Origin of the sequence: Amorphoplanes friuliensis DSM 7358, assembly GCF_000494755.1 — a bacterium.
Classification (GTDB): Bacteria; Actinomycetota; Actinomycetes; order Mycobacteriales; family Micromonosporaceae; genus Actinoplanes; species Actinoplanes friuliensis.
Genome location: NC_022657.1, coordinates 7,848,939 through 7,872,547, shown reverse-complemented (window position 1 = coordinate 7,872,547; position 23,609 = coordinate 7,848,939). Strand labels below are relative to the sequence as shown.

General features: G+C 71.3%; 20 protein-coding genes and 1 pseudogene. 14 read left to right on the top strand and 7 right to left on the bottom strand.

The window, feature by feature from the left end:
- Window positions 1–135: 135 nt before the first annotated feature.
- On the top strand, window positions 136–3,711 hold the full coding sequence (locus AFR_RS36205; protein ID WP_193786394.1) for a SpoIIE family protein phosphatase: 3,576 nt from the start codon (window positions 136–138) through the stop codon (window positions 3,709–3,711).
- On the opposite strand, the gene AFR_RS36200 is transcribed toward AFR_RS36205, so the two are convergent.
- On the bottom strand, window positions 3,698–4,021 hold the full coding sequence (locus AFR_RS36200; protein ID WP_023561796.1) for an STAS domain-containing protein: 324 nt from the start codon (window positions 4,019–4,021) through the stop codon (window positions 3,698–3,700). The genes AFR_RS36205 and AFR_RS36200 overlap by 14 nt on opposite strands.
- Window positions 4,022–4,140: 119 nt before the next feature.
- On the opposite strand from AFR_RS36200, the gene map reads away from it, so the two are divergent.
- Together map and AFR_RS36190 are read left to right on the top strand one after the other, a co-directional pair.
- Window positions 4,141–4,998 (top strand): type I methionyl aminopeptidase, encoded by an 858-nt coding sequence (gene map, locus AFR_RS36195; protein ID WP_023561795.1) that lies wholly within the window; start codon window positions 4,141–4,143, stop codon window positions 4,996–4,998.
- A gap of 62 nt (window positions 4,999–5,060) precedes the next feature.
- Window positions 5,061–5,687 (top strand): VIT1/CCC1 transporter family protein, encoded by a 627-nt coding sequence (locus AFR_RS36190; RefSeq protein WP_148308339.1) that lies wholly within the window; start codon window positions 5,061–5,063, stop codon window positions 5,685–5,687.
- A 3-nt stretch (window positions 5,688–5,690) separates the two neighbouring features.
- Here AFR_RS36190 and AFR_RS36185 read toward each other — a convergent pair whose 3' ends face one another.
- From AFR_RS36185 to AFR_RS36175, 3 genes are read right to left on the bottom strand one after another with little or no spacing between them, the layout of a single operon-like run.
- Complete coding sequence (locus AFR_RS36185; RefSeq protein ID WP_023561793.1) at window positions 5,691–6,401, bottom strand: nucleotidyltransferase family protein; 711 nt, start codon at window positions 6,399–6,401, stop codon at window positions 5,691–5,693.
- Window positions 6,402–6,418: 17 nt separating this feature from the next.
- Window positions 6,419–6,841 carry a ferritin-like domain-containing protein gene (locus AFR_RS36180; RefSeq protein WP_023561792.1) on the bottom strand — a complete coding sequence of 141 codons (423 nt, stop codon included), beginning with the start codon at window positions 6,839–6,841 and terminating at the stop codon, window positions 6,419–6,421.
- Window positions 6,838–7,293 (bottom strand): hypothetical protein, encoded by a 456-nt coding sequence (locus AFR_RS36175; RefSeq protein WP_023561791.1) that lies wholly within the window; start codon window positions 7,291–7,293, stop codon window positions 6,838–6,840. The genes AFR_RS36180 and AFR_RS36175 overlap by 4 nt, the downstream gene beginning before the upstream one ends.
- Before the next feature lie 215 nt (window positions 7,294–7,508).
- On the opposite strand from AFR_RS36175, the gene rimP reads away from it, so the two are divergent.
- From rimP to AFR_RS36130, 9 genes are all read left to right on the top strand, one after another.
- Window positions 7,509–8,177, top strand: coding sequence for a ribosome maturation factor RimP (gene rimP / locus AFR_RS36170; RefSeq protein ID WP_023561790.1), 669 nt, complete (start codon window positions 7,509–7,511; stop codon window positions 8,175–8,177).
- Window positions 8,174–9,190: a transcription termination factor NusA gene (nusA, locus tag AFR_RS36165; RefSeq protein WP_023561789.1), complete on the top strand. Its 1,017-nt coding sequence runs from the start codon at window positions 8,174–8,176 to the stop codon at window positions 9,188–9,190. The genes rimP and nusA overlap by 4 nt, the downstream gene beginning before the upstream one ends.
- The gene (locus AFR_RS45565) at window positions 9,168–9,569 is read left to right on the top strand and encodes a YlxR family protein (RefSeq protein ID WP_084298249.1); all 402 of its coding nucleotides are present in this window, start codon (window positions 9,168–9,170) and stop codon (window positions 9,567–9,569) included. Before nusA ends, AFR_RS45565 begins: the two co-directional genes overlap by 23 nt.
- A gap of 91 nt (window positions 9,570–9,660) precedes the next feature.
- Entirely contained in the window at window positions 9,661–12,729 is a 3,069-nt protein-coding gene (gene infB, locus AFR_RS36155) for a translation initiation factor IF-2 (protein ID WP_023561787.1), read from the top strand.
- A gap of 62 nt (window positions 12,730–12,791) precedes the next feature.
- A complete protein-coding gene (locus tag AFR_RS36150; protein ID WP_023561786.1) occupies window positions 12,792–13,817 on the top strand; it encodes a TRM11 family SAM-dependent methyltransferase in 1,026 nt (341 codons plus the stop codon).
- 33 nt (window positions 13,818–13,850) lie between these two features.
- Window positions 13,851–14,144, top strand: coding sequence for a DUF503 domain-containing protein (locus tag AFR_RS36145; protein ID WP_023561785.1), 294 nt, complete (start codon window positions 13,851–13,853; stop codon window positions 14,142–14,144).
- 125 nt (window positions 14,145–14,269) lie between these two features.
- Window positions 14,270–14,737 (top strand): 30S ribosome-binding factor RbfA, encoded by a 468-nt coding sequence (gene rbfA, locus AFR_RS36140; protein ID WP_023561784.1) that lies wholly within the window; start codon window positions 14,270–14,272, stop codon window positions 14,735–14,737.
- Window positions 14,734–15,765 carry a DHH family phosphoesterase gene (locus AFR_RS36135; RefSeq protein ID WP_023561783.1) on the top strand — a complete coding sequence of 344 codons (1,032 nt, stop codon included), beginning with the start codon at window positions 14,734–14,736 and terminating at the stop codon, window positions 15,763–15,765. The genes rbfA and AFR_RS36135 overlap by 4 nt, the downstream gene beginning before the upstream one ends.
- Before the next feature lie 441 nt (window positions 15,766–16,206).
- On the top strand, window positions 16,207–17,526 hold the full coding sequence (locus AFR_RS36130; RefSeq protein ID WP_023561782.1) for an MATE family efflux transporter: 1,320 nt from the start codon (window positions 16,207–16,209) through the stop codon (window positions 17,524–17,526).
- A gap of 687 nt (window positions 17,527–18,213) precedes the next feature.
- Here the strand turns inward: AFR_RS36130 and AFR_RS48525 are convergent.
- On the bottom strand, window positions 18,214–19,110 hold the full coding sequence (locus tag AFR_RS48525; RefSeq protein WP_023561781.1) for a MarR family winged helix-turn-helix transcriptional regulator: 897 nt from the start codon (window positions 19,108–19,110) through the stop codon (window positions 18,214–18,216).
- Between the two features lie 49 nt (window positions 19,111–19,159).
- On the opposite strand from AFR_RS48525, the gene AFR_RS36120 reads away from it, so the two are divergent.
- The gene (locus AFR_RS36120; protein WP_041843189.1) at window positions 19,160–19,597 is read left to right on the top strand and encodes a MarR family winged helix-turn-helix transcriptional regulator; all 438 of its coding nucleotides are present in this window, start codon (window positions 19,160–19,162) and stop codon (window positions 19,595–19,597) included.
- Window positions 19,594–20,514, top strand: coding sequence for a tRNA pseudouridine(55) synthase TruB (truB, locus tag AFR_RS36115; RefSeq protein ID WP_438829955.1), 921 nt, complete (start codon window positions 19,594–19,596; stop codon window positions 20,512–20,514). Before AFR_RS36120 ends, truB begins: the two co-directional genes overlap by 4 nt.
- Before the next feature lie 219 nt (window positions 20,515–20,733).
- Here truB and AFR_RS48180 read toward each other — a convergent pair.
- Window positions 20,734–20,910 (bottom strand): annotated as a pseudogene (locus AFR_RS48180) (hypothetical protein); the annotation flags it as partial.
- Complete coding sequence (locus tag AFR_RS36105) at window positions 20,907–23,558, bottom strand: response regulator (RefSeq protein WP_023561777.1); 2,652 nt, start codon at window positions 23,556–23,558, stop codon at window positions 20,907–20,909. The pseudogene AFR_RS48180 and the gene AFR_RS36105, both read right to left, overlap by 4 nt.
- Window positions 23,559–23,609 lie beyond the last annotated feature (51 nt).

The window sequence follows — 23,609 nt, the reverse complement described above, 5'->3', positions numbered from 1 at the left end:
AGGCTAAGGGCCCGGGGTCGGTGTTACCGTGCCAGGACTTGTCGGGTGAAGCATCTGCTGGAGGAACGCATGCGGGCGAGGCCGGACGGCGCCCTGCCGGAACGGCTGCGGACGGCCTTCGAGCGTGGTGGCGAGATGGGTCGCCGCATGCTCGAGCTGGACTGGGCCGCGACGCCGCTCGGTGAGCCCGCCGGGTGGCCACCGGAGCTGGCCAATGCCGTCTACACGATGCTCGCCTCCAAGGCGCAGATCGTCGTCTTCTGGGGTCCGGACTTCTGCGCGCTCTACAACGACGCGTACATCCCGACGATGGGCAGCAAGCATCCCGATCATCTGGGGCGCCCGGGCCGGGAGATGTGGGCCGAGACGTGGTCGCTGCTGCAGGAGCTGTTCGACGACGTCGTCGCCCGTGACGAGTCGTTCTACGCCACCGACCACCCGTTCATGCTCGAGCGTTTCGGCTTTCTCGAGGAGACCTACTTCGACGTCTCCTACGACCCGATCCGGCTCGTCGACGGCAGTGTCGGCGGGGTGTTCTGCATCGTCAGCGACACCACCGGACGCGTGCTGGCCGACCGCCGTGTCCGTACGCTGAGCGCTCTCGGATCCCGCCTGGCCGACTCGCCCGATCAGGCCGCGCTGGGCACCCAGGTCGCGCAGGTCCTCGGGGAGAACGAGGCGGACGTGCCGTTCGCCGCCCTCTACCTGGACGACCCGGCCGACGGCGACGTGCTGACGCCGGCGGGTGCCTGTGGCCTGGCCCTGGACGCCTGCTGGCCGCTCTCCGCCGAGGCCCGGCAGGTCATCGAGACGGTCATGCGCACGGACAGCGCCGGCAGTCTTCCGGTCACGGAGGCAGCCCACCCGCCACCGTCCTCGGCCGCCGACGAGGTGCTCGTGCTGCCCGTCGGCGGAGGCACCAGCGCCGTCGGTGTGCTCGTCATCGGGGTCAGCCGGGTCCTGGCGATGGACCGGGGTTACCGCGACTTCCTGGACCTGGTCATCGCCCAGATCTCCCGTGCCGTGGCCAACCTGCGGGCCTACGAGCAGGAACGCCGCCGGGCCGCCGAGCTGGCCGCGCTGGACACCGCGAAGACCAACTTCTTCTCCAACGTCAGTCACGAGTTCCGGACCCCGCTGACGCTGATCCTGGGCCCCCTGGAGGAGCTGCTCGCGTCGCCGGGTCTCGGCGACGACCAGCGCGAACGCCTCCTGCCGATGCACCGCAACGGCCTGCGCCTGCTCAAGCTGGTCAACACCGTGCTCGACTTCTCCCGGCTCGAGTCCGGGCGGCTCCAGGCCGCCTACCGCCCGACCGACCTGGCCGACTACTCCGCCCGGCTGGCCAGCACCTTCCGGTCGGCGGCCGAGCGGGCCGGCCTGCAACTCGTCGTCGACTGCCCGCCCCTGTCCGCGCCGGTGTACATCGACCGCGAGATGTGGGAGAAGGTCGTCTTCAACCTGCTCTCCAACGCGGTGAAGTTCACCCCCACCGGCCGGATCACCGTCCGGATCGGCGAACGGCACGGCTCGGCGGTGCTCGAGGTCAGCGACACCGGTGTCGGCGTCTCTGCCGACGAGCAGCGGTTGCTCTTCGACCGTTTCCACCGGGTCACCGGTGCCTGGTCACGCAGCCACGAGGGTACGGGCATCGGGCTGGCCCTGGTCCGCGAGCTGACCGAGCTGCACGGTGGCACGGCGACGGCGCAGAGCGAGGTGGGTGTCGGAACGACCTTCACCGTCTCGATCCCGATGGGCACCGCGCATCTGCCCGCCGACCGGATCGTCGACGAGGCCACCACGGCGCTGCCCGACGACCAGACCCGCCTCTACGTCGAGGAGGCGCACTGGTGGCTCGGCGAGACCACTCCGGCCCAGGTCGCGCCGGGTGAGGTCCAGGAGGCGCGCCGCGGCCGGGTGCTGCTCGCGGACGACAACGCCGACCTGCGTGACCATGTCGCCCGGCTGCTGCGGCCGTACTGGGACGTCACGGCCGTGGTGGACGGTCAGGAGGCGCTGGACCGGGCGCTGGAGGAGCAGTTCGACCTGGTCCTGACCGACGTGATGATGCCGCGGCTGGACGGTTTCGGGCTGATCAAGGCCTTGCGGTCGGACGAGCGCACGCGGGACGTCCCGATCGTGGTGCTCTCGGCCCGCGCCGGCGAGGAGGCCTCGGTCGAAGGCCTGTCGGCGGGCGCGGACGACTATCTGGTCAAGCCGTTCTCGGCGCGGGACCTGTCCGCCCGGGTGCGGGCCAACCTCGAGCTCGGTCAGCTCCGCCGGCAGATCGTCAGCCGGCTGCGGGGTCTGGTCGACGCGGCCGCCGCGGTCAACACCGTCCGCACCACGGCCGAGGTGCTCGATGTCGCCGCCCGGCACGTGCGGGCGATGACCTCGGCGGGCCGGGTGGTCGTGACCACACCCGGAGCCCGGGCCGAGGTCGACGGAGGTGCGGCCGACTCGGCTGCCCCCGACGCCGTGCTGCCCCTGCCGGACACCTCCGGCGCGCCGCTCGGCGAGCTTCGCGTCTGGGCGGGCGAGGACGGGCCCCCCGAGGTCGGGTTCCTGACCCAGCTGGCCCGGCTCATCGGCCTGCGCCTCGAGAACGCCCGGCTCTACGAGGCCGAGCACCGCATCGCCAGCACCCTGCAGCACAGCCTGCTGCCGCAGACGCTCCCGCGGGTGCCGGGTGCGATCGTGGCCAGCCGCTACCTGCCGGGCAGCAGCGAGGCCGAGGTCGGCGGCGACTGGTACGACGCCATCGTCGCCCCCGGGGGTCAGCTCGTCCTGGTCATCGGGGACGTGGTCGGCAAGGGTGTCCAGGCTGCCGCCGGGATGGGACAGCTCCGGAACGCGCTGCGGGCGTACATCCTGGAGGGTTTCGACTGCGGTGAGGCGCTGACCCGGCTCAACCGGCTCGTCGACAACCTCGGCCGGCGTCAGTTCGCCACGGTCGTCTGCGTCCGTTTCGACCCGCGTACCGGGCAGCTCTTCTTCTCCTCGGCCGGGCATCCGTCACCGATCGTGGCATCGCCGGGCGAGGAGGGCGACTTGCTCTACTCCAGTGCCCTCGGACCGCCGATCGGTGCGCTGAGCGAGAGCGTCTATCCGACCCGCGAGTCGCAGCTGACGCCGGGGCAGCGGCTGCTGCTCTACACCGACGGGCTGATCGAGGACAGGCGCAAGGGCATCGACACGGGGCTGGCCGAGGTGCGCGCCGACCTGGGCAAACCGAACGACCACGTCGAGGACCTGCTCGACACCCTGCTGGCCAAGGCCGCGCAGCAGACCCGTCGCGACGACATCGCGCTGCTCGCCCTGCAGGCCACCGAGCCGCGGGAGTTCGTGCTGCGGCTGCCCGCCGACCCGACCCGGCTCAGTGTGCTGCGGCGCCGCCTCGAGGACTTCCTGACCGCGCACGACGTGCCCGAGAACGACATCTTCGACCTGACGGTGGCCGTCTCCGAGGCGGCGGCCAACGCGATCGAGCACCCGGTCGAACCGGCCGAGCCGACGATCACGGTGGAGGTGTCGCTCGACGACGAGGCGGTGCTGGCGACGGTCCGGGACACCGGGAGCTGGCGCCCGTCCACCGGTGCCGGTTTCCGGGGCCGCGGGCTCGCGCTGATCGGGGCCCTCTCGGAGCTGTCCGTGGCGCGGTCCGAGGCCGGGACAGCGGTGACCCTGCGACGTCCGATCAGTCGCGCTTGAGCAGCCAGGGCTGACCGGTCAGACCGGCGATGTCGAGCACCCGGTGCACCTGGGCCGACGGGACGACCTCGAGTCGTCCGGTGAAGTGCTCGGCCAGGCGGACGAGCGCCTGGATCGCCGCCGAGTCGAAGAACGTGACCCCGCGCAGGTCGAGGGTGACACCATCGGCGCCGGCGGTGTCTCCGGCCGCGGCGCGGTACATCGCGTCGGCCGTGGACATGTCGACCTCACCGGTGACCACGACGGTGGCACGGTTGCCCTCTACCGAGGCGCTGGCCGAGAAGTCCGTCCCGGCGGCATCTTGATCCACGCTGACACGATTACACAGGGGCCCGGAGGCGGCAAGAACCGGTGCATCGGGGTCAACCGACCTGTTATCGCCCGTCACACCGCCGGGGTCTTGCGAAACCTCGGCGATAGGCTGGGCCGATGACCGTTCGTGCCCCTCTCGTTCCGGGAAAACAGTCACCGTGGCGGGCGGTGCCACCGCAGATCACCCGCCCCGAGTACGTCGGGAAGAAGCGTCCGAAGGAGTGGCGCGGCTCTCACGTGCAGACGCCCGAGACCATCGAGAAGATGCGCGTCGCCGGTCGGCTCGCCGCCCAGGCCACCCAGCTCGCCGGGGAGCACTGCAAGCCCGGGGTGACCACCGACGAGATCGACCGGGTGGTCCACGAGTTCCTCTGCGACCACGGCGCCTACCCGTCGACGCTGGGTTACAAGGGCTTCCCCAAGTCGTGCTGCACGTCGCTCAACGAGGTCATCTGCCACGGCATCCCCGACACCACGGTGCTCGAGGACGGCGACATCATCAACGTCGACGTGACGGCGTTCCTCGACGGTGTGCACGGTGACACCGACGCGACGTTCTGCGTCGGCGATGTCAGCGACGAGGCGCGGCTGCTGGTCGAGCGCACGCACGAGGCGATGATGCGCGGCATCCGGGCCGTGGCGCCCGGCCGGCAGATCAACGCCATCGGCCGGGTCATCGAGGCCTACGCGCGCCGGTTCGGGTACGGCGTGGTCCGCGACTTCACCGGTCACGGCATCGGCGAGACGTTCCACAGCGGGCTCTACATCCCGCACTACGACAACCCGCGGCTCGACCTGGTGATGGAGGTCGGCATGACCTTCACCATCGAGCCGATGATCACCCTCGGCACCCACGAGTACGAGATGTGGGGCGACGGCTGGACGGTCGTCACCAAGGACCGCAAGTGGACGGCGCAGTTCGAGCACACGCTGGTGGTGACGGAGGAGGGGTCGGAGATCCTGACCCTTCCGTGACGTCCCCGGAGCATCACGCGGACGTCTCCGGCGGCTGGCTGCGCGCGGCCACCTTCGGTGCGATGGACGGCCTGGTGACCAACATCGCCCTGATCGCGGGTGTCGGTGGTGGTGGCGTCGGCCGCCACACGCTGATCCTCACCGGGGTCGCCGGTCTGGTCGCCGGGGCGATCTCGATGGGTCTCGGCGAGTGGACAAGCGTCCGCACCCAGAACGACCAGATCGCGGCCGAGCTGGGCAAGGAGCTGCACGAGCTGCGGGTCAACCCGGACGGCGAGGCCGACGAGCTGGTCGGCCTGTGGACCGCCCGGGGACTGCCCGAGCCGCTCGCCCGCCAGGTGGCCGACGTGCTCAAGATGCACCCGGAGCAGGCGCTGCGCGTGCACGCGCAGGAGGAGCTGGGTGTCGTCCCGGACGAGTTGCCCAGCCCTTGGATTGCCGCATCGTCGTCGTTCGTGTGTTTTGCGCTCGGCGCCGTGGTGCCACTGCTGACGTACCTGCTGGGTTCCGACAGCCTGCTCGCCGCGCTGATGGTCGGTGGGGTGGGTCTTTTTGCCGCCGGTGCGCTGGTCGCGCGTTTCACCGGGCGCGCCTGGTGGCGCAGCGGGCTGTTCCAGCTGCTGCTCGGGGCGGCGGCCGCCGGCGCGACCTATGTGGTCGGAGCGCTCATCGGCGTGGGCGTCTCCTGACGCTCACTCGAAGATCGCGCTCAGAGGACCGTCCACCGGCTTCCCCCGGGCGGTCAGGTCCTCGGCCTGCGACTTCAGGACCGCGCCCAGCTCGGTCATGTCGGCCCCGGCCAGCCCGGTGCGTTTGACCGCGTCGGCACGGTTGCGGAAATAGGTGCGGCTCAGCAGACCGGTGACCATCGCCGCGTGCAGCCGCGCCTCGGCCAGCAGGACCAGGGCGGCATCGGTCTCGTACCACTCGGCGAGCCGGACCGCCCGCGCGTGCGCGGCCGAGGCCACACACCAGTTGCGCCGGGCCAGCCCGCTGAATTCACCCGGCCGGGTCTCGGCCAGCTTGCCCAGGTGGGCGTCGCGCTGACTGCCGAACCAGCCCTGCGGGTCGAAGAGATCACGCGTCGTCAGATAGCGGTCCGCCTCCAGCGGCCACCGCGCCGTCAGCTCCGTCGCCCGGCGCAGGCCGTCGTCCGCGGTGCCGACACTGAGATCGACCAGGATGCCGTCGACCCGGCGCAGGGCCGCACGCGGTCCCGCCTGGGCCCTGTACGTGACCACGTGCAGATTGAGATCACTGCTGTCGGAGTCGTCGCCGTGCGCCAGCGAACCGTGCACACCGATGGCGCGTACCTCGGCCGACCAGCGGCGCAGGATCACGTCACGCAATCGGGTGGCGAGGTACCAGCGGGGGTTGGCCAGGTCGTACTCGTCCTGCGACACTGCGTCATTCTGTGCCCTCAGGCGCGTCCCGGCCAGGGCATCGTCACGGGTGTGACCTCCCCGAGACGCCGCCAGCGCGTTGCGCGGACCGCGGCGTCGGTCAATGCGTTCAGCGCGGTCGCCCGGTCCGGGCCCTCGCTGGCCGGCAGCACCGACCGCCACGCCTGGGCGACGCCGTCCTCGACCTGGATGGCCAGCTTCAGCGCGCTCGCCCGGTCGGTCACCTCGAACGGCAGGTCGTAGCCCGCCGGCGCGGGTGCGGTGCTGGCCTTCAGCGCGGACAGGCGGCTGACCAGCACGTCGCGGCGGGCGCGGTGCGTGGCCTCGGCGGCCCGGGCCTCGGTCCGGTCACCCTCACCGGTCAGCTTCACCCCGAGCGACCCGTACGCGTAGATGGCGGCTTCCTCGGCCGACAGCGCCGCCGCGAGCTGCACACTCATCGCAAAGCCTCCGCATGGGCGGCACGTGCGGCCGCGATCGAGCCCACGAGCCCCGCCCGCGCCGCCGGAGCCGTCCGGCACAGCGCGGCCGCAGTCTTCTGCGCCGCCTGCTCGGCCTTGCGGAGCGACGCCACGGAGTCGGCCGCGTCACCACTCGGCGCACTCGACGCGGGCGCACCCGACGGCACCGCTGCACCGATCACCCGGGACAGCTCGGCGACGTGTGCGCGGTGGTCGTCGGCCAGCGGTGTGAGTCGTCCGGCCAGGCCGGGCTGGGCGAGCGCCACCCGGTCGTACGCCGCGGCGAGCCGCACCGCTTCATCCAGGACCGGCTGCAACGCGTCGGGCTGCGGGGCGGGCTCCGGATCGTCGTCGAAGAGACCGCAACCCGCCAGCGTCGTTGCGCTCAGCGCGGTGCCGGCCGCCGCACCGATCAGCTGACGTCTTTTCACGCGGTCAGTCAACACCATCCGCGCGAGGTCCGGCGCGGGCGTCGCTGACCTGCGCCGGGCGCCGATTCGGAGCGGCGGCGGCCGGGCATCCCCGGCGGCGCGTTACGCTCTGCGTCAGCCGCCGGGGATTTTTCGCCCGGTGGTCCGCCGGTGTTCCCGGCGTTCGGCGCGCGGAGCATCTGCCGCGCCGCATTCGAGAAGAAGGGTTGGGCCCCATGACGCAGCGTGGTCGCGGCGGTGCCCGGCCGGCCAACCGCCAGGGTGGCGGTCGCAGCCGCGATGCCGTCCCGGAGACGCAGGCGCCTGCCGCCCCCCGCATCGACCTCGTGGCCGCGAGATCACGCGTCCGCGCGGTGATCGAGCCGGTCGTCGTCGCCGAGGGTTTCGACCTCGAGGACGTCACGTTGTCCCGCGCGGGCCGGCGGCACGTGGTCCGGGTGCTGGTCGACGCCGACGGCGGCATCAGCCTCGACGACGTCGCCGTGGTCTCCCGGGCGATCTCCGACGCGCTCGACACGGCCGACGAGAGCCAGGGCGAGGTGCTGGCGGGCGAATACCAGCTGGAAGTCGGCTCGCCCGGTGTCGACCGGCCGCTGACCCTGCCCCGGCACTGGCGGCGCAACGTGAGCAGGCTGGTGACGGTCACCGTCGCGGGCCGCTCGCTGACCGGCCGCGTCACCGCCGCCGACGAGACCGGCATCGTGCTGGACGTCGACGGCAAGACGAGTGAGATCCCGTACGCCGGCCTCGGGCCCGGCAAGGTCCAGATCGAGTTCAAGCGACTGGACGAGGCCGTCTTCCCGGACGAGTCGGAGGACGACGCCGGGGACGACGAGGACGAAGACGAAGCTGACGACGAGGATGGGGAGGGCGAGGACAAGTGAACATCGACCTCGCGGCGCTACGCGCCCTGGAGCGCGAGCGGGAGATCCCGTTCGAGACGATCATCGCGGCGATCGAGACGGCGCTGCTCACCGCGTACAGGCACACGGACGGGGCCGAGAGTCACGCCCGTGTGGAGATCGACCGCAAGAACGGCGCAGCCCAGGTCTACGCCCAGGAGTTCGACGCCGACGGCACGATGGTGCGCGAGTGGGACGACACCCCGCACGACTTCGGCCGCATCGCCGCGATGACCGCCAAGCAGGTCATCCTGCAGCGGCTGCGCGAGGCCACCGACGAGGTGCACTTCGGGGAATATGCGGGCCGCGACGGTGACCTGATCACAGGCATCGTGCAGGCCGACGCAGCACGGGCCGAGAAGGGCATCGTGATCGTCGACCTGGGCAAGCTCGAGGCGGTTCTGCCGCAGTCCGAGCAGGTGCCGGGGGAGTCCTACGAGCACGGGTCCCGGATCCGCTGCGTCGTGGTGCACGTCGCCAAGGGCTTCCGCGGGCCGCAGATCACCCTGTCCCGGACACACCCGGCGCTGGTCAAGAAGCTTTTTGCCCTCGAGGTGCCCGAGATCGCCGACGGCACGGTGGAGATCGCCGCCATCGCGCGTGAGGCAGGTCACCGTACGAAGATCGCGGTGCACTCGCGCGTCCAGGGTGTCAACGCCAAGGGCGCCTGCATCGGCCCGATGGGTCAGCGGGTCCGCGCGGTGATGAGCGAGCTGCACGGCGAGAAGATCGACATCATCGACTACTCGGAGAACGCGGCGCAGTTCGTCGGTAACGCCCTCTCACCGGCCAAGGCACTGCGTGTGGAGGTCGTCGACCTCGCCACGCGGACCGCCCGGGTGACGGTGCCGGACTTCCAGCTCTCCCTGGCGATCGGGCGTGAAGGACAGAACGCCCGGCTCGCCGCGCGGCTGACCGGATGGCGCATCGACATCCGCCCGGACAACGAACCGGACACGGCCGTGGAGCGGGATGCCGCCGAGACCGGAAGCTGACCGGATACGCGAGCACGGGGTACGGGGGGTAGACTTCGGGGTGGCCGGTCCGACACGCACCTGTGTTGGCTGTCGCTCACGCGTGCCGGCCTCCGATTTACTGCGGTTCGTCGCGGTCGGATCCGAGGGTGACCTCCGGCTCCAGCCCGATCCGAGCCGCCGACTGCCGGGTCGGGGAGCGCATCTGCATCCTGATCCGGCCTGTTTCGCGCAGGCGGAGCGGCGTCGTGCCTTCGGGCGTGCGCTGCGTCTCACCGGTGTTGCTGACACCGGCTTGCTTGCCGAGCACATCCGCGCGGTCTCCGTGCCGCGCGGAACAACCGATGATGGTGCGGTAAGTGCCCCATCCATGTCCAGCAAGGTAGGACGACCCAGATGAGCACACGATGAAGTCCCTGAAATGACCAGGCTTCTAGTGCACGAGTGAGGTCGGCGGGCGCTGCTCGTACGACCTCGAGATGAGGAGTGCAGTGCCAGGCAAGGCCCGCGTTCACGAGCTCGCCAAAGAGCTCGGGGTCGACAGCAAGACCGTTCTCGCCAAGCTCAAGGAGATGGGCGAGTTCGTCAAATCCGCATCCAGCACGGTCGAGGCCCCGGTGGCCCGGCGACTTCGTGGTGCTCTCGACGCACAGGACGGTGGCGCTCCGGCGGCCCCCGCCGCTGCCGCGACGAGTGCCCCGAGCGCGCCCAGCGCCCCGCGAGCCACTCCATCGACCGCGCGGCCGCAGCCGCCGCGCCGGCCCGCCGCAGCCCCGGCTCCGGGAGCGCCCACCAGCGCCCCCGCGACCCCGGCTCCGTCGCCCGGCCCGATGGCCCGGCCCAAGCCGACGGTTCCCGGCCGTCCGGGCCCCGTGCCCGGTCCGGTCGCCAAGCCGGCGAGTGCCCACGACATCGAGGTGGCGGCCGCCGAGGCACGCGCCTCGGCGCTGAAGGCTGAGCAGGAGGCCGCCGTCAAGGCTGCCCAGGCCGCCCGTACGCGGGATGCCGAGCGCCGGGCGCAGCAGCCTCCGGCCGACGGCACCACGCGCCCCCGGCCCCCGGGCCCGGGCACGGTGCCGCCGCGTCCAGGCTCACCTGCGGCCACGCGTCCCGGAGCCCCGGGCGCGCCCACTACCGGCCGTCCCGGCCCGGGCGGCTCGCCGCGCCCGCCGGCCCGCGGTCCCGGTAACAACCCGTTCGGTGTCTCCGGCGGCGGCCAGCGGCCGACCCCGGCGGGGATGCCGCGTCCCAACCAGGCAGGCATGCCCCCGCGGCCGAGCCCTGCCTCGATGCCGCCGCGGCCCAGTCCCGCGTCCATGCCCGCGCAGCGCCCCGCCGGTCCCGGTGGCGGTCGCGGCGGTCCTGGTGGCGGTCGTGGTGGTCCCGGTGGCGGCGCAGGTCGTCCCGGCGGTCCCGGTGCCGGTGGCGGTTTCCGTCCCGGTGGCGGTGCCGGAGCCGGTGGCGGCGGTTACCGCGGCGGTGGCGCCGGTGGTGGCGCCGGCGGCGGTGGCTACCGCGGTGGTCCCGGTGGCGGTGCTGGTGCCGGTGGCGGTTTCCGCCCCGGTGGCGGCGGTCCCGTCGGCGGTGCCCCCGGTCGTCCCGGTGGTGGCGGTCGCGGTCGTGGCGGCGGTGCCGCGGGTGCCTTCGGCCGTCCCGGTGGCCGGCCGACGCGAGGCCGCAAGTCGAAGAAGCAGCGGCGTCAAGAGTTCGACAACCTGTCGGCTCCGCAGATGTCGTCGGGTGCTCCCCGCGGTTCGGGCCAGGAGGTCCGGCTCTCGCGTGGTGCGTCCCTCTCCGACTTCGCCGACAAGATCAACGCCAACCCGGGTTCGCTGGTCCAGGAGATGTTCAACCTGGGCGAGATGGTGACGGCGACGCAGTCGTGTTCCGACGACACGTTGCTGCTGCTCGGCGAGCACCTGGGCTTCGACGTCCAGATCGTCAGCCCCGAGGACGAGGACCGCGAGCTCCTGTCGCGGTTCAACATCGACCTCGACGCCGAGGTGGCCGAGGACCGTCTGGTCGTTCGTCCGCCGGTCGTGACCGTCATGGGTCACGTCGACCACGGCAAGACGAAGCTGCTCGACGCGATCCGCAAGACGAACGTGGTCGCCGGTGAGGCGGGTGGCATCACCCAGCACATCGGTGCCTACCAGGTCGTCGTCCCGCACCAGGGTGAAGACCGCGCCATTACCTTCATCGACACCCCGGGCCACGAGGCGTTCACCGCCATGCGTGCCCGTGGTGCCCAGGTGACGGACATCGTGATCCTGGTGGTCGCGGCCGACGACGGCGTCATGCCGCAGACGGTCGAGGCGTTGAACCACGCCAAGGCGGCCGAGGTGCCGATCGTGGTCGCGGTCAACAAGGTCGACAAGCCCGACGCCAACCCGGACAAGGTCCGGCAGCAGCTGACGGACTACGGCCTGCTCGCCGAGGAGTACGGCGGCGACACCATGTTCGTCAACGTCGCGGCCAAGCCCGGTATCGGCATCGACGACCTGCTCGAGGCCGTGCTCCTGACCGCCGACGCGTCGCTGGAGCTCACCGCTCCGATCGACGGACCGGCGCAGGGTGTCGCGGTCGAGGCCCACCTCGACAAGGGCCGGGGCGCGGTTGCCACGGTTCTGGTCCAGAAGGGCACGCTGCGGGCCGGCGACTCGATCGTGGCGGGTGGCGCGCACGGTCGCGTCCGCGCCATGCTCGACGAGAACGGCAACCAGGTCACCGAGGCGGGTCCGGCACGTCCGGTCCTCGTCCTGGGTCTGACGTCGGTGCCCGGCGCCGGCGACACGTTCCTGGCGGCCGAGGACGACCGGACGGTCCGGCAGATCGCCGAGCAGCGGCAGGCACGCCGTCGTGCGGCGAGCTTCGCGAACTCGAAGGGCAAGGCCACGCTCGAGACGCTCATGGAGCAGCTCAAGGAGGGCGAGAAGACCTCGCTCACCCTGGTGCTCAAGGGCGACGGCTCGGGTTCGGTCGAGGCGCTCGAGGACGCGCTGTTCAAGATCGAGATTCCGGACGAGGTGCAGCTCAAGGTCATCCACCGCGGCGTCGGTGCGATCACCGAGAGCGACGTCAACCTGGCGTCGGCTTCCTCGGACCAGACCGCCACGATCATCGGCTTCAATGTCCGGGCCAGCAACAAGGTCAAGGAGATGGCCGACCGCGCCGGCGTGGAGATCCGCTACTACAGCGTGATCTACCAGGCCATCGAGGAGATCGAGGCAGCACTCAAGGGCCTGCTCAAGCCGGAGTACGAGGAGGTCGAGCTGGGCACCGCGGAGATCCGCGAGGTCTTCCGCTCGTCCAAGATCGGTCTCATCGCCGGCTGTCTGGTCCGCTCGGGTCTCATCCGCCGCAACGCCAAGGCGCGCATCCTGCGCGAGGGCACCGTGGTGGCGGACAACGTCACGATCAGCTCGCTGAAGCGGTTCAAGGACGACGCCACCGAGGTCCGCGAGGGCTTCGAGTGTGGTCTGACCCTGGCCGGTTTCGGCACGCCGCAGCCCGGCGACGTGATCGAGACCTTCGAGATGCGTGAGAAGCCGCGGGCGTAACAACCCCGGCTGACACGGCCCCCGGCGCTCAGGCGCCGGGGGCCGTTGTCTTTACTACTGGAATGTCTCGCTACGCCCTGCTGCTCGCGCCCTCCGCCAACCGTGTCTACGCCGACCAGGCCGGCCGTCTCTCCCGGGCGGAACTGGCCGCCTTCCGGCCGGTCCTGTCGGGGCCGGTGTCGCAGGTCGACGCGGCGCGGATCGGCGGGGTGGAGTACCTGACCTTCGACGCCGACCTCCAGGCCCGCGACGTCGCCTTCCTGTCGAACATGTCGGCCGCCTACGCCCTTTTCGAGCGGGTGGACGACGACCTGCTGCGCCCGGTCGAGCTGACCCCGCTGGCCCGCTACGACAGCGACCTGATCACCATCCCGAAGTACGCCGGCAAGACCAACGAGCAGTTCACCAAGTTGCTGCTCAACCTCACCCTGCTCGCGTCCGCCTCCGCGAAGAAGATGCTCGACGGCGGCCTCATCGTCGGTGACCCCCTCGCGGGCCGGGGCACGACCCTCAACCAGGCCCTCATGTACGGGTACGACGCCATCGGTGTGGAGATCGACGGCAAGGACGTGGAGGCGTACAAGCTGTTCCTGCAGACCTGGCTCAAGCGCAAACGGCTCAAGCACTCCGCCGAGTTCAATCCGGTACGCCGTCAGGGGCGCCGGGCCGCTCGCCGGATGGAGATCACGCTCGCCGCCAGCAAGGACGACCACAAGGCGGGTGCGGTCCAGAAGGTGACGATGCTCAACGCCGACACCACCCAGCTCGACGGTCTGCTCCGTGGCAACTGCATGGACGTGATCGTGACCGACCTGCCGTACGGCATCGCGCACGCCAGTTACGAGGACGAGGGCGGCATGTCCCGGCGCCCGCTGGACCTGCTGGAGCGGGCCGTGCCGCAGTGGGTGACCCTGCTGCGCCCCGGCGGCGCCCTCGGCCTGTCCTGGAACACCAAGGTGGCCAAGCGTGAGCTCGCCGAGGACATCCTCGTCGCCAACGGGCTGTCCGTCGTCGCCGAGGAGGAGCTGAGCCACCGGGTCGACCAGGGCATCGAGCGTGACGTCGTGGTGGCGCGGAAACCCGGCTGACCTGTGCGCGCGGCGGGCGTACCCTCGTCGCTGATGTATATCGAATCTGCGCTCTTCGACGTGCTCCTGCCCAGCGACTCGCGGTCGCTCAAGCAGAAGCGTTCCTATCTGCGGCCGATCATCGCGATGCTGCGGAAGTACGAGGTCAGCGTGGCCGAGGTCGGCGATCACGACGTCCACGGCCGCGCTCAGATCGGTGTGGCGGTCGTGGCCGCCGAGCCGTCCCAGGCCCGCGCGGTGATCGACACGTGCGAGCACCAGGTGGCCGGCCGGCCGGAGATCGAACTGCTCTCCGTGAGGCGACGACTACACGGCGACGACGACTGATCCGGGCTTTGCCGGCCGGTCCGACGACGGACGGCCGGGACGTTCGGCTCCCAGCTCCGATGGGTAGGCTTCAGGCGTTGGGCGGGGTGGTTCACCCGCAGGCACGGTTGTCGGAGGTGGGCGATATGTCGGATCCGGCCAAGACGCGTCGGCACGCGGAGCGCATCCGCGAGCTGGTCGCCTCGCTGGTACGCGAGATCAAGGATCCCCGGCTCGGCATGCTGACCGTCACGGACGCCCGCATCACGGGCGACCTGCGGGACGCGCACGTGTACTACACCGTGCTCGGTGACCAGACCGAGCAGGCCGCGACCGCGGCAGCGCTGGAGAGCGCCAAGGGCATGCTGCGCACCCGCGTCGGCCACGCCCTGGCCCTGCGGCACTCGCCGAGCCTGACCTTCGTTCTGGACAACGTCCAGGACAACGTCAAGGAGATCGACGACCTGCTGGCCGCCGCACGGCACCGCGACGAGGAGGTCCAGCGTCTCGCCGCCGGTAAGCAGTACGCCGGTGACCCCGACCCGTACAAGGTCGAGGAAGACGACGAGGAGGACGCCGACGAGCGTGTCGGTGCCCGCGAGGACCAGGGGTGACCGAGGCGGTCGCCGCCCCGGCCAGACCTGCCGCAGCCGACTGGTCGGCGGCCGTCTCGACGATTCACGAGCTGGCTCCGACCGGCCGGGTGCTGCTCATCTGCCACGTGAACCCGGACGGGGACGCGCTGGGGAGCATGCTCGGTTTTGCGCTGGGGCTGTGCCGGCTCGGTGTGACGCAGCTCCAGGCGACGTTCCCGGGTGAGTTCGAGATCCCGGAGCCGTTCACCGCGCTGCCCGGTGTCGACCTGCTCGTGCCGGAGTCGCAGGCGTGGGAGGACCCCGACCTGGTGCTGGTCTTCGACGTCGCGGCGGAGTCACGCCTCGGCGCCCTCATCGACCGGCTGCCCCGCGCCCGGGCCACGGTGGTGCTCGACCACCACGCGTCCAACACCGGCTTCGGCGGCATCCAACTCGTGGACCCGACGGCCGCGGCGACCTCGGTGGTCGCCGAGGAGCTGCTCAAGCGGCTGGACGTGCCGCTGGACGTCCAGATCGCGGAATGTCTCTACGTCGCCCTGGCCACGGACACCGGTTCCTTCCGCTTCGACATGACCACGCCGCGCGTCCACGAGATGGCCGCCCGGCTGATCGCGACGGGGCTGCGCCCGGGGGAGATCTCCCGGCGCATCTTCGACAGCCGCCCGTTCGGCGCGATGAAGCTGTTCGCCGACGTGCTGGGCCGGGCTCAGCTCGACCCCACGGCCGCGGGCGGTCACGGCATGGTCTGGACCTACGCCACGCTCGACGACCTCGAACGGCACGCTCAGCGCCCGTACGTGCTCGACGCGCTGATCGACCCGGTCCGCTGTGTGGCCGAGGTCGACGTGTCCGTGGTCGTGAAACAGCTCAGCGAGGGTGTGTGGGCGGTGTCACTCCGCAGCAAGGGCGCGGTGGACGTCAGCGCCGTCGCGATCAAGCTCGGCGGTGGCGGTCACCGTCTGGCGGCGGGCTTCACCGGGTACGGACGGCCGGGTGACGTGGTCACCTCCGTGCGCGATGAGCTGGAGAAACACCTCATCCGTTAGGTGTCTCGACGAGAAGGGCCGGCCTGCGGGCCGGCCCTTTGTCGTATTTCTGCGTCCCGTAGTGCGGGACACGACGCGCATCCAGCGAGACTGAACGATAGTTTGAGTGAACGGTGATTTGGTTTCTGCACGGGCGCTACCACCGCACGCCGCAGCAACCTCGAGCCACCCGGGACCACCCTCCCGGCTGCGTCGCCCCGCCACCCGTCCGGCGATCCCGGACCGGCACCTCGCGACGCCCCGCTCGATCGATCCCTGGGTGCCCAGCACCCGTTCTGCCGTGGAAGGACCACGATCATGGCTACCAAGCAGAAGCCCCAGAAGCCCTCCGACGACGCCCGCGAGCAGGCCCGCCGCGCGCTGCAGACGTCGATGGACACCCGCCAGTAAGCACTCGGGCGCATTGCGCTCCTTACGGCAGGGCGGGCATCATGAGCAGTCATGAGCCCGCCTGCCGTCGCTGACGAGCGCACCCTCACCCGGCGCATCGCCGCACTCGCACTCCCGGCCCTGGTGGTCCTCGCCGCCGAGCCGCTGTACGTGCTGGTGGACACGGCTGTGGTCGGCCACCTGGGTCGCGTACCGCTGGCGGCCGTGGCCGTCGGCGGCACGGTGATGTCGGTCGCCGTGTGGTTCGGCACGCTCATGGCGTACGGGACCACCGGCCGCGCCGCCCGCCGCTTCGGCTCGGGTGACCGTCCCGCAGCCGTCGCCGAGGGTGTCCAGGCGTCCTGGCTGGCGCTCGCCGTCGGCGCGTTGCTGGTGCTCCTCGCCCAGCTCTTCGCCTCACCGGTCGCCCGGGCACTGGCCAGCGACCCCGAAGCGGCACGGGCCGCCGCCGGTTGGCTGCGCATCGCCGTCCTCGGCATCCCGGGCCTGCTCCTGGCCGCGGCCGGCAACGGCTGGATGCGCGGGGTCCAGGACACCCGCCGGCCGCTGTTCTTCGTCTTCGGCCCGAACGTCCTGTCCGCGGTCCTGTGCCCGCTGCTCGTCTACACCGCCGGCTGGGGCCTGACCGGCTCGGCGATCGCCAACGTCGCTGCCCAGTCCCTCTCCGGCAGCCTCTTCCTCTGGGCGATCATCCGCGAACGCGCCCAGCTCCGCCCCGACCCGCGCGTCATCGTCCGCCAGCTCGTACTCGGCCGCGACCTGCTGATCCGCGGCGCCGCCTTCCAGGCCTGCTGGCTGTCGGCCACAGCGGTGGCAGCCCGCTTCGGCGTCGCAGCGGTCGGCGCCCACCAGATCGGCCTCCAACTCTGGTTCTTCTGCGCCCTCGCCCTCGACGCAGTCGCCATCGCCGCCCAATCCCTGGTCGGCGCGGCCCTCGGCGCCGGCGACGACACCTCCGCCCGCGAAGTCGCCCGCCGGGTAACCCTCGTCGGCGCGATCGCCGGCGTGGGCTTCGCGGTCCTGGCAGCGGCCGGCTCCGGCATCGTCCCGACCTGGTTCACCAGCGACCAGGCCGTCCACGCCCAGGCCGCCATCGTCTGGCCCTGGTTCGTCGGCATGCTCCCCTTCGCCGGCGTGGTCTACGCCCTCGACGGCGTCCTGATCGGCGCGGGCGACGTGGGCTTCCTCCGCACGATGACCCTGGCCGCGGCCCTGGTGGGTTTCCTCCCGGCCATCTGGTCGGCCTACGCCTTCAACTGGGGCCTCTCCGGCGTCTGGTTCGGCCTCGCCCTCTTCATGCTGATCCGCCTCGTCTTCATCGTCATCCGCTGGCGCGGCGCCCGCTGGGCCGTCCTCGGCGCAACCCGCTGAAGCGATCCACGGCCCGGCCGCTGCCGTGCGTGCCAGCTCATCTCTGGTGTAACCCGCTGACGCTGTCTGCGGTCGGTGTGGTGCGAGCCGGTGGTCCTGGTGTGGTCCGCTGCAGCGGACCTCGACCCTGGCCGCTGCCGTGCGTGCCAGCTGGTCTCCGGTGTAATCCGCTGACTCTGTCCGCGATCGGTGTGGCGTGACCCGGTGGTCCTGGTGTGGCCCGCTGAAGCGGTCCGCGGCCCTGGCCGCTGCCGTGCGTGCCAGCTGGTCTCCGGTGTAACCCGCTGACTCTGTCCGCGGTCGGCCTGGCGGGTGTGGTGCGAGACGGTCGTCCTGGTGTGGCCCGCTGATGCGGTCTGTGGTCAGTCTGGCCGGTCGGATGGTCTTCGGTGTGGTTAGCGGGCGCGGTCCTCGGTCAGCCCGGTGGGTGTGGTGCGCGCCCGGTGGTCTTGGGTGGGGCGGTTGGTTGATCGGCCTGGCTGGTGTTGGACGTGCCGGGTGGTCTTTGGTGTGACCGCGTCGGTTTGGTGAGCTCGGCCGACGAGGTGCCTGCCGGGTGGTTGTTGGTGCAACCGCTGATCCCGCCCGGAGTGACATCGCCCGCGGCGCCGCTCGCTTGCTGCACCCATGCCGGAACCGAGGTAACGATGGCGAGGCAGCTCGGGCCGGAAGCCGCCGCCTGGTGAATCAGGTCAGGTTCGTCAGCGTGGCGGTGAAAGAGCTGAGCAGCCGGGCGAAGGTGGCCCTGTCCTCGGCCGGCCAGCCTTCCATCGCTCGGGCGAAGATCGCCTGGCGGGTGCGATGGGCTTGTTCGAGATGCAGGTCGCCCCTCCGGGTGAGGGCGAGCAAGGTGCGCCGGCCGTCCCGCTGATCCGCTTGTCGGACCACCAGATCCTCGGCGACCGCCCGGGCAACCAGGCGACTGGCTCGCGGCTGGTCCACGCCGAGCGCCGCCGCGATCTCCCCGACGGTGACGGGCCGCCCGGCCTCCTCGATCGCGTCCAGCACACCGAAGAGCGCCGGGTCACTGACGAGCGTCCGATCATTGCCGCCCGCCAATTCCCCGGACCGCTCCAAGCCCGTTGAGCGACCTGGCGCGGGGGAAATGCCCGGTTTTAAGGACTCAGCCCGTTCGGCGGCATGCGCCCGGTCGGCGGAGGTGGCCGAGCTGGAGAAGCCCTCGCCGACATCGCGTCCCAGAACGTCGCCGACCGAGCTGGGGGAGTCGGCCGAGCTGGCGGGCCCAGCCGAGTTGAAGGAGTCGGCTGAGCTGGCGGGGCCAGCCGAGCTGGGGGAGTCGACCGAGCTGGCGGGCCCAGCCGAGCTGGGGGAGTCGGCCGAGCTGGCGGGGCCAGCCGAGCTGGGCGACTCTGTCTCGCTCTGCGGGCCCGCCGCGATGTGCGATTTGCCCGTAATGGGCGAGCCCGCGGTACTCGATGAGCCGGGAAACTCTGCCGAGCCGGAGAAGGCAGAGCTCGCTGAACCTGCCGTGTCCCCAGGCAACAAGAGACGGCTGAGGGCTCGGCGGCTCTGGCTGCGGCGGATCGCGATCATCGCCCGCTCCACGACCGCGAGTTCGTCCATGCATGTTAATTTACAACTACATGTAAAAACACATGTAATGGAGGCCGGGATGCGCCCGCTCGGTTATTGGGTCAAGGAGATCGACCGTCGCATCGAGACGGACCTGGAAAGCGTTCTCGGCGAGGAGGGTCTGACCAGGCGGCACTGGCAGGTGTTGCACACCGTCGCGCAAGGCTCAGCCACCCGCTCAGACCTGGACGACGCGCTCGCGCCCTTCGCGCCTACCGTCCGGCCCGAGGTCGACGATCTTATCGGCCGAGGCTGGATCGAGGACTCCGCCGGCATGTCCGGGCCGGGAAGCAGTGCGCCGGACAAAGAGACCCGGGCCGGCCTGACGCTGACGAGCGAAGGCCAGGCGGCTCACGATCGCGTAGCCGAGAAGGTCGCGGCCGCCCGGGCCCGCATCACCGCCGGCTTTTCGGAGCAGGACTACGTCACGCTGATCAGCCTGCTGGAGCGGGTGGCGGGCAACCTCGCACCCGGCTGAAGCCCGCCCCGGCGCGGTCTGGTTGGGTGGTGGGCGTGAACGTCGACGGGCTCATCGTTGTGGACAAGCCGGCCGGGATGACCTCGCACGATGTGGTCGCGCGGGTGCGGCGGCTCGCCAAGACGCGGCGGGTGGGGCACGGGGGGACGTTGGATCCGATGGCGACCGGTGTGCTGATCATCGGGGTCAACCGGGCTACGCGGCTGCTCACGTACGTGATCGGGTCAGAGAAGAGTTACGCCGGGACGATTCGGCTGGGGCAGTCGACGGTGACCGACGACGCCGAGGGTGATGTCACCGTGACCGCGGCCACGGACGGGGTCACCGACGAGGGGATCCGGGCCGGGCTCGCTGCGCAGACCGGTGAGATCGATCAGGTGCCCAGCGCGGTCAGTGCGATCAAGGTGAACGGGCAGCGGGCGTACAAGCGGGTGCGGGACGGTGAGGTGGTCGAGCTGGCCGCGCGCCGGGTGACCGTGTCGCGGCTGGACGTGCTGGACATCCGGCGGGAGCAGGGCGTGGTCGACGTGGATGTCGACGTGACGTGTTCCAGCGGCACCTACATCCGGGCCATCGCCCGGGATCTCGGTGCCACGCTCGGTGTGGGCGGTCATCTCACGGCCCTCAGGCGTACGCAGGTGGGCGGCCTGTCCCTCGCGGAGGCGGCGACGCTGCCGGAGCTGGAGGAGCGCGCCCCCGATGTGATCTCGCTGTCGATGGCCGACGCCGCACGGCAGGCTTTCCCGCAGCGTGCCGCCGACGCCGAGGAGACGCGTGTGCTGCGGCACGGCGGACCGCTCGAGCCGGTGGGCATCGACGGGCCGTACGCCGTGTTCGACCCCGAGGGTGATCTGCTGGCAATCGTTTCGGAGCGTGGCGGCAAGGCACGCGCCGAGATTGTGCTCAGCCCCGCCTAGACAGGTGGTCGGCGACGGTCGCCACCAGGTCGGCGGCCGCGTAGGGCTTGTCGAGGAAGCCGTCGCAGCCCGCCTCCAGCGCCGCGGCGCGGTCCTGGGGCAGCACGCTGGCGGTGACGGCGACGACCGTCGGGCGGGGCGGCCGGGTGCGACCGTGCCGGCCGCGAGTTCGCTGGCCAGGGTCAGGCCGTTGCCGTCGGGCAGGTTCATGTCGAGGAGCACCAGGTCGACGTCCTCGGTGCCGAGTTTCTGCCGGGCGCTCGCGAGGGATCCGGCGTCGATGACCTCGGCGTCGCGGACCGCGGCGATGTCGGCGCGGGAGAGGACCGCCTTGACGAGGGTGCGGTTCAGCTCCTCGTCCTCGACCAGCAGGATGCGCGGGTTCTCTGCCGTCACGGATTCTCCTTCTTGTCATTCGCAGCTGTTCCGGAGCCGCCGAGCAGCGGCGCCAGGGTCTCCCAGCCGGCCCCGCCGGCCATCGCGGTCGCCACGACGCCGCCGGCCATGGCCGTCGCGACCAGCGGGGCGGTGTCGCCGGGTTCGCGTTCGACGCCGGCTGCGGCGGTGAGGCCCAGCACCGGTGTGTGGCGGGTGGCCGGGTCCTGTTCCATGGCGGCCAGCATGCTGAAGCCGTCGACCTCCGGTGACTGCATGTCGCAGACGATCAGGTCGAAGTGGCCTTCGCGGCTCAGGGCCAGGCCGTCGCGGCCGTCGGCGCAGGCGACCACGTCGGCGCCGCCGGCGCGCAGGCCGTCCTCGATGGCCTGGCGGATCTCGTTGTCGTTCTCGACGACCAGCACCCGCGGGGTGGGCCGGTGCGCGATCTTCTTGGCCAGGGCGCCGAGCAGGGCGGCCTGGTCGACCGGCTTGATGAAGTAGTCGTCGGCGCCGAGCGCGAGGCCGGCCTGCCGCTCGTCGATGATCGTGGCGAAGAAGACCGGGATCTCGGCGAGCCGCGGGTCGGCCTTGAGGCGGCGGATGACCTCGAAGCCGTCGATGCCGGGCAGGGCCACGTCCAGCACGATCGCGTCCGGCGGGTGGGCACCGGCCGCGGTGAGGCCGGCTTCGCCGCTGCCGGCGACGTCGACGTGGTACCCGGCGCCGACGAGCTGGGTGCTGAGGAGCTCCGCCGACTGCGGGTCGTCCTCGACGAGCAGGACGCGGGCGCCGGCGTCGGGACCTTCCTCGAACTGCAGGATCGGGGCCGCGGGGAGCTTGACCGTGAAGGCGCTGCCCTCGTCGGGTACCGAGGTCAGGGTGATCTCGCCCTCGTGGGCGGCGACCAGGCGCTTGGTCAGGGCGAGGCCGAGGCCGGTGCCGGCCCGCTGCCGGTCGGGGTCGCCGACCTGCTGGAACTCCTCGAAGACCTTCTCCTGGTCCTCCTCGGCGATGCCGACGCCGGTGTCGGCGACGGTGATCTCGACGAAGTCGCCGGCGGCGACCGCCGAGACGAAGATCGAGCCGCCTTCCGGGGTGAACTTGATCGCGTTGGAGAGCAGGTTCTCGACGATCTGCCGGAAGCGGACCCGGTCGGCCAGCGCGGTGGCCTCGGGCAGCGCGGTGGTCACCGTCAGGTGCTTGGTGGTCAGCAGCGGGGACAGGCCGGTGAGCAGCTCGTTGATCGCGCTGTCGACCCGCAGCGGCGCGAGCCGCAGCTCCAGCCGGCCCGACTCGACCTTGGCCAGGTCGAGGATGTCGTTGATCAGGCCCAGCAGGTGCCGTCCGCTGGTGTGGATGTGGTCCACCCATTCGGCCGGGACGCGGCGGCGGTCACCGTCGGGTTCCTCGAGCCGCATCAGGTCGCTGAAGCCGATGATCGCGTTGAGCGGGGTCCGCAGCTCGTGGCTCATGTTGGCCAGGAACGAGCTCTTCGCCTGGCTGGCCCGGGTGAGCGCCTCGACGGACGCGCTGAGCTCGGTGGCCATCCGGCGGTGTGCCGCGGTGACGGCCTGCCGCTCGGCCAGGATGCCGGCCTGGCCGCCGAGTGCTGCCAGCAGCCGCAGGTCGTCGTCGCTGAAGAGGCTGCGGTGGCGGTTGAAGAGCAGGACCGCACCCTCGGCGTCCGGTGGCACCGGCATGCTGAGCACGGTCACGAAGTCGTCGCCGAGGTCGTCGCCGAAGTGCGCAACCAGCGCGTCGTCGGCCTCCCGCAGCCGGGCGGGCTTGCCGGCCCGGATCAGCGCCGTGACGTCCGCGAAGCCGAGGTCCTCGGGTGGGGAGATCGACGGCCCGGCGTAGGCGGCGGGCACGAGCATGCCGTCCGGGCGGGGCATCAGCACGGAGACCGCGTCGGCGCCGGTCTGCACCCGCATCATTTCCGCGTAGATCTGCCAGACCTGTTCGGGGGACTCGACCGGGGCGCGCAGCAGGCGTTCGGTCACCGACTGGGCGGCGGTGGCGGAGAACGCCCGGCGCAGCCAGCGGGGCGGGACGAACGCGATGAGGTAGCCGACGCCGCAGATCAGGGCCAGGACGCGGTTGGCGGTGTCGAAGGCCGGGTTGGTGCCCGGCACCGAGCCGATGCCCAGCAACGCGATCATCGCGCCGAAGGCAAGGGTGGCGCCCGCGGCGGTCAGCAGCCGGGCGCGGTTCGCCCCGGTACGCGTCCGCGCCTTGCCGTAGAGGAGGTAGGCGGCAACCAGTTCACCGCCGATGAAGCCGATGACGGCGAGCCCCCACTGCTCGGGCGGGCGCGGGCGCGGCGCGAAGACCAGCGGGGCGGCGGTGGTCACGAAGACGACCAGGACCGTCAGATCCAGCCAGCGCGGCACCTGGCGCAGGCGGGCGGCCAGCCGCACCGTCAGGTACGGCTGAGCGAGCACCGTGGCCAGGGTGACCGCGCCGACCCAGTACGGCAGGTTCTCCTGGTTGATCCGCCGCGCGATGTCGGTGCAGAAGAGCACCATGCACGGCATGAAGACCAGCGTGACGTCGCGTTGCAGGGGATCTCGGCGGCGCAGGTAGCCCGCCAGTGCACGCAGAAAGAGCACCGCGAACATGAACTCGGCCGCGAGTAGGACTTGAGGACTCCAGTCGGTGCTCATATCGGGATCAACTGTAGCGTTTCAGGCACGGAAGGTGACCGATACGCTTAC